Origin of the sequence: Enterobacter soli ATCC BAA-2102, assembly GCF_001654845.1 — a bacterium.
In the GTDB taxonomy this organism is placed as follows: Bacteria; Pseudomonadota; Gammaproteobacteria; order Enterobacterales; family Enterobacteriaceae; genus Enterobacter; species Enterobacter soli.
This window is the reverse complement of the sequence record NZ_LXES01000006.1, coordinates 1-9,549: the sequence shown is the minus strand read 5'-3', so window position 1 is coordinate 9,549 and position 9,549 is coordinate 1. Positions and strand designations below refer to the sequence as shown.

The window sequence follows — 9,549 nt, the reverse complement described above, 5'->3', positions numbered from 1 at the left end:
CCCTCACCCCGACCCTCTCCCCAGAGGGGCGAGGGTGAAAGACCGCATCGAGCAGCCCCCTCTCCCCTTTGGGGAGAGGGGGCAACAGCCCGCACAATACCCCTTCATTTCCCACAATGTTCCAGCGTATAATCCCCGCCCTTTTGTTTATTTTTTCTTCGGAAGCATTATGAGCGCAATATCCCTGATCCAGCCGGATCGTGACCTCTTCTCCTGGCCCCAGTACTGGGCAGCCTGTTTTGGACCGGCGCCATTTCTGCCGATGTCCCGCGAAGAGATGGACCAACTGGGCTGGGACAGCTGCGATATCATTCTGGTCACGGGCGATGCCTACGTCGACCACCCGAGCTTTGGGATGGCCATCTGTGGCCGAATGCTCGAAGCCCAGGGCTTCCGTGTCGGGATCATCTCCCAGCCTGACTGGCACAGCAAAGACGCGTTTATGTCGCTCGGCAAACCGAACCTGTTCTTCGGCGTTACCGCCGGCAACATGGACTCGATGATCAACCGCTATACCGCCGACCGTAAGCTGCGTCATGACGACGCCTATACCGCCGATAACGTGGCGGGCAAACGCCCGGATCGCGCGACGATGGTGTACACCCAACGATGCAAAGAAGCATGGAAAGACGTGCCGGTCATCCTGGGTGGCATCGAAGCAAGCCTGCGTCGTACCGCACACTACGACTACTGGTCTGATACCGTGCGTCGTTCTGTGCTGGTGGATTCCAAAGCCGACATGCTTATCTTCGGTAACGGTGAACGTCCGTTGGTCGAAGTGGCGCACCGTCTGGCGCAGGGCGAGCCGGTCAGCGAGATCCGCGACGTGCGTAACACCGCGATCATGGTGAAAGAAGCGCTGCCAGGCTGGAGCGGTGTGGATTCCCGCATCATCGATATGCCAGGCAAAATCGACCCTATCCCGCATCCGTACGGCGACGATCTGCCGTGCGCGGATAACAAACCGGTCGAGCCGAAAAAAGCCGAAGCCAAAGCCGTTGTGGTGCAGCCGCCGCGTCCAAAGCCGTGGGAAAAAACCTATGTGCTGCTGCCGTCCTTTGAGAAGGTCAAAAGCGACAAGGTGCTCTACGCGCACGCTTCCCGTATTCTGCACCATGAAACCAACCCGGGCTGTGCCCGTGCGCTGATGCAAAAGCACGGCGAGCGTTACATCTGGGTTAACCCTCCAGCTATCCCGTTGTCGACCGAAGAGATGGACAGCGTCTTTGCGCTGCCGTACAAGCGAGTTCCGCATCCGGCGTACGGCAACAGCCGTATCCCGGCGTATGAGATGATCCGCTTCTCGATCAACATCATGCGCGGCTGCTTCGGTGGCTGTTCCTTCTGCTCCATCACCGAGCACGAAGGCCGCATTATTCAGAGCCGCTCAGAAGATTCTATCGTCAACGAGATCGAAGCTATTCGTGACACTGTGCCAGGCTTTACCGGGGTTATCTCCGATCTGGGCGGCCCGACGGCCAACATGTATATGCTGCGCTGTAAGTCCCCGCGTGCGGAGCAAACCTGCCGCCGTTTGTCGTGCGTCTATCCGAGCATTTGCGAACATATGGACACCAACCACGAGCCGACGATCAATCTCTATCGCCGCGCCCGTGATCTGAAAGGCATCAAGAAGATCCTGATCGCTTCCGGTGTGCGCTACGACATCGCGGTGGAAGATCCGCGTTATATCAAAGAGCTGGCAACGCACCACGTTGGCGGTTACTTGAAGATTGCCCCGGAGCACACCGAAGAAGGCCCGCTGTCGAAAATGATGAAGCCGGGCATGGGCAGCTATGACCGCTTTAAAGAGCTATTTGACACCTACTCAAAGCAGGCAGGGAAAGAGCAGTATCTGATCCCATATTTCATCTCTGCGCATCCGGGGACGCGTGATGAAGACATGGTGAACCTTGCGCTGTGGCTGAAACAACGCCGCTTCCGTCTGGATCAGGTGCAGAACTTCTACCCGTCACCGCTCGCGAACTCGACCACCATGTATTACACCGGGAAGAACCCGCTGAGTAAGATTGGCTATAAGAGTGAAGACGTGGTGGTGCCGAGAGGGGATAAACAGCGTCGCCTGCATAAAGCACTGCTGCGTTACCACGATCCGAAAAACTGGCCGCTGATCCGCCAGGCGCTGGAAGATATGGGTAAAAAACACCTGATCGGCTCGCGTCGCGACTGTCTGGTGCCTGCACCCACGCTGGATGAAATGCGTGAAGCTCGTCGCCAGAACCGCAACACGCGCCCGGCGCTGACCAAGCACACGCCAATTGTGCATCAGCGTTCGAACGGTAGTGCTGCGGGGACGAAAAAAACGGGTAAACGTAAGATCGGATAACGATGATGCCCTCACCCCGGCCCTCTCCCACAGGGAGAGGGTGGAAAGGGTCCCCTCTCCCTGTGGGAGAGGGTTAGGGTGAGGGAAAACTACCCGCCAAACTGATCCGGGTCCGGCCCAAGCCGCTTGCCCTGATCCAGCTTCGCAATTTCACCCAGTTCATCTTTGTCCAGACGGAAATCCCAGACATCGAAGTTCTCGGCGATACGCGCTGGCGTGACCGATTTCGGAATAACCACCAGACCACTGTCCAGATGCCAGCGGATGACAATTTGCGCAGGGCTCTTGCCATATTTATCCGCCAGTTCACGGATGATTTTCTGATCGAAAACCCCTTCGCCGCCCTGAGCCAGTGGGCTCCAGGACTCGGTCTGGATTTTGTGCGTGGCATTCCAGGCGTGGAGCTGACGCTGCTGCATCAGCGGGTGCAACTCAATCTGGTTAATGACCGGTGCCACTCCCGTTTCGTCAATAAGACGTTGCAGATGGTGAACCTGGAAATTACAGACCCCGATGCTTTTCACCTGGCCAATTTTTTGCAGCTCAATCATCCCTTCCCAGGCTTCAACATAGTGGTCGATAGCCGGGACGGGCCAGTGCATCAAATACAGATCGACGAAATCCAGCCGTAGCTTATCCAGGCTTTCCTGCAACGCTTCACGCGGGCGCTTTTGGTCGTCGTTCCACAGTTTAGTGGTGATGAAAAGGTCGTCGCGGGAGACGCCTGCGGTGGCAAGCGCTTTACCCACGCCGTCTTCATTCTTGTACGCGGCGGCGGTATCGATAGAACGATAGCCGACTTCCAGTGCTTTATGAATGGCGGATACGACCTCGTCGTTACCGGCTTTCCATACACCGAGCCCCAACTGGGGCATCACGTTGCCGTCCTGAAGCTTGATTACGGTTTGGTTTGCCATTTTTCCTCCTTCATTTGCTCATCCATCGGGGGCGAACCCCCGATGGCGTGTGTGCATTAAGTCTGGACGAAATGTCAAAAAACGAAAGGCGGGATGATAAAAACGCTTAGCGCGCCGCTTCGTAGATACGACGGCTCACGTCCAGCGTGATGTCGCCATGTTCGCCCAGTTGCGTCATGCCGTGTTCTTCAAGTTTTGCCAGCAGGGCAGGGATGGAGCTGCCGTCCAGGCCGTAACCAGAAAGACGCGTCGGAACGCCCAGCCCTTCAAAGAAGTTGCGGGTCGCTTCGATTGCGGCATCGATACGAGCATCTTCTGAACCTTCGGTGATGTTCCACACGCGTTCAGCGTATTGCAGCAGTTTAGCGCGCTTGGTATCACGTTTTTCGTTCCACAGCGCAGGCAGAACAACCGCCAGCGTCTGAGCGTGGTCCAGACCATGCATTGCCGTCAGTTCGTGGCCCAGCATGTGGGTTGCCCAGTCCTGCGGAACGCCTGCACCGATCAGGCCGTTCAGTGCCTGAGTTGCGGCCCACATTACGTTGGCACGCACGTTGTAGTTTTCAGGCTCTTTCAGCGCTTTCGGGCCATCTTCTACCAGCGTCAGCAGAATACCTTCCGCGAAGCGATCCTGAATTTTGCCGTCAACCGGGTAAGTCACATACTGTTCAACGGTGTGAACAAACGCATCCACAACACCGTTAGCGACCTGACGCGCAGGGAGGGTGTAGGTGTAAACCGGGTCGAGGATCGCGAACACAGGCTGTACGTGATCGTTCATAAAGGCCTGTTTGTCGCCCGTGGTTTTACGGGAGATAACGGCACCTTTGTTGGATTCAGAGCCGGTAGCTGGCAGGGTCAGAACCGAACCCATTGGGATAGCGCTTTTCACATCGCTGCCACGGGTTTCCAGGATATGCCACGGGTCAACGCCGTCTGCGTAATGTGCCGCAGCCGCGATGAACTTAGTGCCGTCGAGTACGGAGCCGCCGCCAACAGCCAGCAGGAAGGTGATGTTCTCTTCGCGGGCAATTTTGACCGCGTTCATCAGGGTTTCATACGATGGGTTTGGCTCGATACCACCAAACTCACGCACGTCCACACCTTCCAGAGCGCTGTAAACCTGATCCAGCACGCCGGTTTTCTTCACGCTACCGCCGCCGTAAGTGATGAGTACGCGGGCGTCAGCCGGGATTTGTGCACGCAGGTCGGCGATAGCGCCTTTACCAAACAGAATGCGGGTTGGGGTGTGGAGATTAAAATTGTTCATTGCTCGTTCCCTATCGTGGGTGAAAAATCGTGGTGGCGCGTTGGCTACCTGATGCTGCACATTGTGGCGGGCACGCGCCATCCTCTCAATGCACATTCCTGCCGATGTCTTGCCCATTTCTACAGAGCGCTGGAGAAACAGCGAAAAACTGCGCACACTGTTAAGGTCGGAAACCGTACCTGGAGTAACTCAAAATGAACCGCGAAGAGATTTGCCTTCAGTTAACCTCTCAGATTAACCATCTGATAAAAAAAGAAAATAATGCAGGTGAACTGCTGCCGGATATTCGCCTGCTCTACGGCACCCAGCCGGGTACGCGTACACCGGTGATGTACCAGCCGGGCATCGTTTTTCTCTTCTCTGGCCATAAAATTGGCTATATCAATGAGCGCGTGTTCCGTTACGACACCAATGAATATCTGCTCCTGACAGTACCTTTACCCTTTGAATGTGAAACCTTCGCGACAGAAGCTGTTCCGCTGGCCGGTATTCGTTTAAATGTCGATATCCTTCAGTTGCAGGAGCTGCTGATGGAGATCGGCGAGGACGAGCTGTTCCAGCCGTCGATGGCGGCAAGCGGGATTAACTCAGCCACGTTATCGGACGAGATCCTCTGTGCTATTGAGCGCTTGCTGGATGTGATGGCAAGGCCGCTGGATGCGCGTATCCTGGGCAAACAGATTATCCGCGAAATTCTGTATCACGTGCTGCTTGGGCCGGGTGGCGGGGCGTTGCTGGCGCTGGTGAGCCGCCAGACGCACTTTAGCCTGATAAGCCGCGTGCTTAAGCGCATAGAAAGCCAGTACACGGAAAACCTCAGCGTTGACCAGTTGGCGGCGGAAGCAAACATGAGTGTCTCGGCGTTTCATCATAATTTTAAATCAGTGACCAGCACCTCGCCGCTGCAATACCTGAAAACATACCGGCTGCATAAGGCGCGTATGATGATGATCCACGACGGCATGAAGGCCAGCGCGGCGGCAATGCGGGTGGGTTATGAAAGTGCGTCGCAGTTCAGTCGGGAGTTTAAGCGCTACTTCGGCGTGACGCCGGGGGAAGATGCCTCACGCATCAGAATGATGCAGGGAGCCTGACGGGAAATGTAGGCCGGGTCAGCGCAGCGCTACCCGGCTTTATTCATTTACGCACTGCAATACTTCTTTTTGATCACCACAATCAACGTACCCACCAGGCCCGCGACCAGCAGGAACATCGGCAGGATCATCAGGAAGGTCATCACCTGATCTTCATGGTGTTTCACAAACGGGATCATGTTCAGCGCATAGCCGAGTGAGGTCACCACGCCGACCCACAACAGCGCACTTAGCCAGTTAAAGAACTGGAAGCGGCGATTCGATAGACCTGAAATACCGGCCATTGTTGGCAACAGCGTGCGGACAAACGCCAGAAAGCGCCCGGCGAGCAATGCGAGCAGGCCGTGTCGGTCAAACATGCAGGTCGCACGCTGATGATATTTATGAGGTAACTGCGACAGCCAGCTCTTCACCATGCGCGTATTGCCGAGCCAGCGGCCCTGCAAATAGCTTAACCAGCAGCCCAGGCTGGCGGCGGAGGTGAGAATGACCATCGTTGGGGTAAAGTCCATCACACCCTTTCCGATTAACGCACCGGCCAGCAGAAGCAGGCTGTCACCGGGCAAAAACGAGGCTGGCAGTAATCCATTTTCCAGAAACAGGGTCGCGAACATCACGAAATAGACAACACCCACGACATGTGGGTCTGCCAGCGCGGCAAAATCGTGTTGCCAGAGTGCCGCGATAATATCTTGAATAACAGCCATGGACTTTCCTGTGGTACAGCAGATATAGCGCTATTGTACACCCTGATTTGCCCGCTGGGTTTGATCGCGGGCGCAACTAATGCAGACTTTTCTGGTGGCGGTGTTCACAAAAGAGTCCAGGAGTACATTTTCAGCCAGCACTCTACACGATACGCTCAAACCCTGCCGCTAAATCCGCAATTAAATCGTCCACATTTTCTAAACCGATATGCAGGCGGATCAGGGTGCCGCTGAAGTCCACCTCGCCGCCCGGGCGCAGGTCTGCTATCTGCTCTGGCTGGTTTGGCAGGATCAGAGATTCAAAGCCGCCCCAGGAGTAGGCCATGCTGAAGAGGGCAAAATTATCCAGATAGCTTGCCAGCTCATCGTTATTCAGCCGTTTTTTAAGAACGAATGAGAACAAACCGCAGCTGCCTGTAAAGTCACGTTGCCAGAACTCATGGCCTTTGCTGCCCGGCAGCGCAGGGTGGTTGACGCGTTCAACCTGCGGATGCTGCGCCAGCCATTCAGCGATTTTCAGGCTGCTTTCGTGATGCTGACGCAGACGCACGCCCAGCGTACGGATCCCGCGGCTGGTCATGTAGGCGGTATCGGCATCCACCATTTGTCCCATCAGATAGGCATTTTCACGCAGCTGATCCCAGCAGCGGGCATTGGACACGGCGGTGCCGATCATGCCGTCCGAGTGGCCAATCAGGTATTTGGTGGCGGCCTGAATGGAGATATCAATGTCGAAATCCAGCGCCTTAAACAGCACGCCTGCCGCCCAGGTGTTGTCGATCATGATGATGGCTTCCAGCGCTTTGCTGCGCACGGCTTTCACAATGGCAGGCACATCATGCACTTCCATGGTGATAGAGCCCGGAGATTCCAGGAACACGATGCGCGTGTTTGGCTGAATAAGTTCGGCGATGCCTTCGCCAATCAGTGGATCAAACCAGCCGGTGGTGACGCCGAGCTTGCTGAGAATTTTGGTGCAGAAGTCCTGACTTGGTTCATAGGCGGTATTGGTCATCAGAATGTGGTCGCCCTGTTCCACAAACGCCAGAATGGTATTGGCAACTGCCGCAGCTCCACACGGGAACAGTGCGCAGCCCGCGCCACCTTCCAGTTCGCACATGGCTTCCTGAAGTGAAAAATGGGTCAGCGTCCCGCGACGACCGTAAAACAGCCCGCCTTTGGCACGATTACGCGTTGCGATTTTTTTGTCCTCAACGGTATCAAATACCAGTGAGGAGGCCCGCTGAATCACGCTGTTCACCGATCCCAGTGTGTATTTCTTGCTGCGTCCTGCCTGAACAAGCGTGGTATCAAGCTGCTTCTTAGTCATGTTCGCCAACCCTGTTTTTATACGTCTGGACGTCCAGACTACCACGATTGAAAAAATGTGCACCCGGATGCTTATCGAATAAGCAGAAAATTTTATGAAAAATACGCATAAGAAATTTTTACTGCGTAAGCGCAAGGAAAGTGAGCGAAAATTACGGCAATATGTAAATACTAATGAGAACTACTATCAATTCGACGTCGTTTTGATATTATTACGCTCAGATTTTGTGATTTGCGTCCTGGAGATACAGAGTGGGTAATAATTTGATGCAGACGGATCTCTCCGTCTGGGGCATGTATCATCATGCTGACATCGTGGTTAAGATTGTGATGATCGGCCTGATTCTGGCGTCCGTTGTCACCTGGGCTATTTTCTTCAGTAAGAGCGTTGAGCTCATTTCGCAGAAGCGTCGCCTCAAGCGCGAACAGCAGCAGTTGGCAGAAGCCCGCTCGCTGGATCAGGCTTCTGATATGACCTCTTCCTTCCACACGAAAAGCCTGACCACCCTGTTAGTAAACGAAGCTCAGAACGAGCTTGAACTCTCCGCAGGTAGTGAAGATAACGAAGGCATTAAAGAACGTACCGGCTTCCGCCTGGAGCGTCGCGTTGCCGCAGTTGGCCGTCATATGGGCCGCGGTAATGGTTATCTGGCCACTATCGGTGCGATTTCCCCGTTCGTGGGTCTGTTTGGTACGGTGTGGGGCATCATGAACAGCTTCATCGGTATTGCCCAGACGCAAACCACCAACCTGGCGGTTGTGGCACCGGGTATCGCAGAAGCGCTGCTGGCAACGGCAATCGGCCTGGTTGCGGCAATTCCTGCGGTGGTTATCTATAACGTCTTCGCGCGTATGATTGGTAGCTACAAAGCCACTCTGGGCGACGTGGCAGCGCAGGTTCTGCTGCTTCAAAGCCGTGATCTTGACCTTAACGCCAGCTCCGTTAAACCGGTACACGCGGCGTCGAAACTGCGTGCAGGTTGATTAGCTATGGCAATGCGTCTTAATGAAAATCTGGACGATAACGGCGAAATGCATGAAATCAACGTGACGCCGTTTATCGACGTCATGCTGGTTCTGTTGATTATCTTCATGGTGGCGGCGCCTCTGGCGACGGTTGACGTGAAGGTAAATCTGCCAGCCTCTTCCAGCCAGCCGCAGCCACGCCCGGAAAAGCCTATTTATCTGTCGGTGAAGGCCGATAAATCCATGTTCCTGGGCAATGACCCGGTGACGGATGAATCAGTTATCCCGGCACTGGAGCAGCTTACCGGCGGGAAGAAAGACACCACCGTCTTCTTCCGTGCGGACAAAACGGTTGATTACGAAACCATGATGAGGGTAATGGACACACTGCATCAGGCGGGTTACCTGAAGATTGGTCTGGTCGGCGAAGAAAAAGCCGCCGTCAAATAAATGAGAGCTGGCGAAAGCCTAATGCTTGTCTGTTAAGCACGGTGGAGTGTTCCGTTCACCTTAATAGCCGCAGAAAATAATTCGTTCAGAACACGTGAACGGGATAAGGGAGCCGCCGCGGCCCCCTTATCAATCCCCGCGGCCCGCAACGAAATCGGTGCTTCGCACTGCGCTCACCTCCCGACCCTCTGCCTGCGGTCGGCTCAACTCGACATCCTGTCTCGATTCGCCTCTGGCCGCCATCCCTGGCGTCCAGCCCTTGTCATCCGGTCTCCGGTTCGCCGATTTCTGCGGGACTCAACGTCCGTGCCCCTTTCAGGCCGCAGAGAAGGCTGAGGGAGCGTGAGTCCGGCTGAAAATCGCCGAAGCGTTTCCTGTAGGTCGGGGCGACGCGCAGGGATGCGCGGCGAGGGCGGATTTACAGGGACGTTGCCTCCGCCCGTCCCCGAAAAGCCGGAAGGAAAAAGCC

General features: G+C 55.3%; 8 protein-coding genes. 4 read left to right on the top strand and 4 right to left on the bottom strand.

What is annotated here, in order from left to right:
• The first annotated feature begins 169 nt into the window (after positions 1–169).
• Positions 170–2,347 (top strand): YgiQ family radical SAM protein, encoded by a 2,178-nt coding sequence (locus tag M987_RS01940; protein ID WP_064555824.1) that lies wholly within the window; start codon positions 170–172, stop codon positions 2,345–2,347.
• An 89-nt stretch (positions 2,348–2,436) separates the two neighbouring features.
• Here M987_RS01940 and dkgA read toward each other — a convergent pair whose 3' ends face one another.
• Together dkgA and yqhD are read right to left on the bottom strand one after the other, a co-directional pair.
• Positions 2,437–3,264, bottom strand: coding sequence for a 2,5-didehydrogluconate reductase DkgA (gene dkgA / locus M987_RS01935; protein WP_014071760.1), 828 nt, complete (start codon positions 3,262–3,264; stop codon positions 2,437–2,439).
• A gap of 106 nt (positions 3,265–3,370) precedes the next feature.
• Positions 3,371–4,534, bottom strand: coding sequence for an alcohol dehydrogenase (yqhD, locus tag M987_RS01930; protein WP_014071759.1), 1,164 nt, complete (start codon positions 4,532–4,534; stop codon positions 3,371–3,373).
• A 194-nt stretch (positions 4,535–4,728) separates the two neighbouring features.
• Between yqhD and M987_RS01925 the strand changes: the two genes are divergently transcribed.
• Positions 4,729–5,628 (top strand): AraC family transcriptional regulator, encoded by a 900-nt coding sequence (locus M987_RS01925; RefSeq protein ID WP_014071758.1) that lies wholly within the window; start codon positions 4,729–4,731, stop codon positions 5,626–5,628.
• 47 nt (positions 5,629–5,675) lie between these two features.
• Here the strand turns inward: M987_RS01925 and yghB are convergent, their stop codons facing one another.
• Both yghB and metC read right to left on the bottom strand, forming a co-directional pair.
• Positions 5,676–6,335, bottom strand: coding sequence for a DedA family general envelope maintenance protein YghB (yghB, locus tag M987_RS01920; protein WP_014071757.1), 660 nt, complete (start codon positions 6,333–6,335; stop codon positions 5,676–5,678).
• A gap of 142 nt (positions 6,336–6,477) precedes the next feature.
• Positions 6,478–7,665: a cystathionine beta-lyase gene (gene metC, locus M987_RS01915; RefSeq protein WP_014071756.1), complete on the bottom strand. Its 1,188-nt coding sequence runs from the start codon at positions 7,663–7,665 to the stop codon at positions 6,478–6,480.
• Positions 7,666–7,916: 251 nt separating this feature from the next.
• Here metC and exbB point away from each other — a divergent pair, with 251 nt between their 5' ends.
• Positions 7,917–8,648, top strand: a complete 732-nt coding sequence (exbB, locus tag M987_RS01910) for a tol-pal system-associated acyl-CoA thioesterase (RefSeq protein ID WP_014071755.1) — start codon at positions 7,917–7,919, stop codon at positions 8,646–8,648.
• Positions 8,649–8,654: 6 nt separating this feature from the next.
• Positions 8,655–9,080, top strand: coding sequence for a TonB system transport protein ExbD (gene exbD, locus M987_RS01905; protein WP_014071754.1), 426 nt, complete (start codon positions 8,655–8,657; stop codon positions 9,078–9,080).
• Positions 9,081–9,549 lie beyond the last annotated feature (469 nt).

What these genes read in the sequence shown, in the direction of transcription:
- M987_RS01940 (WP_064555824.1), top strand. Translation starts at nt 170, where the DNA reads ATGAGCGCAATATCCCTGATCCAGCCGGATCGTGACCTCTTCTCCTGG.
- dkgA (WP_014071760.1), bottom strand. Translation starts at nt 3,264, where the DNA reads ATGGCAAACCAAACCGTAATCAAGCTTCAGGACGGCAACGTGATGCCC.
- yqhD (WP_014071759.1), bottom strand. Translation starts at nt 4,534, where the DNA reads ATGAACAATTTTAATCTCCACACCCCAACCCGCATTCTGTTTGGTAAA.
- M987_RS01925 (WP_014071758.1), top strand. Translation starts at nt 4,729, where the DNA reads ATGAACCGCGAAGAGATTTGCCTTCAGTTAACCTCTCAGATTAACCAT.
- yghB (WP_014071757.1), bottom strand. Translation starts at nt 6,335, where the DNA reads ATGGCTGTTATTCAAGATATTATCGCGGCACTCTGGCAACACGATTTT.
- metC (WP_014071756.1), bottom strand. Translation starts at nt 7,665, where the DNA reads ATGACTAAGAAGCAGCTTGATACCACGCTTGTTCAGGCAGGACGCAGC.
- exbD (WP_014071754.1), top strand. Translation starts at nt 8,655, where the DNA reads ATGGCAATGCGTCTTAATGAAAATCTGGACGATAACGGCGAAATGCAT.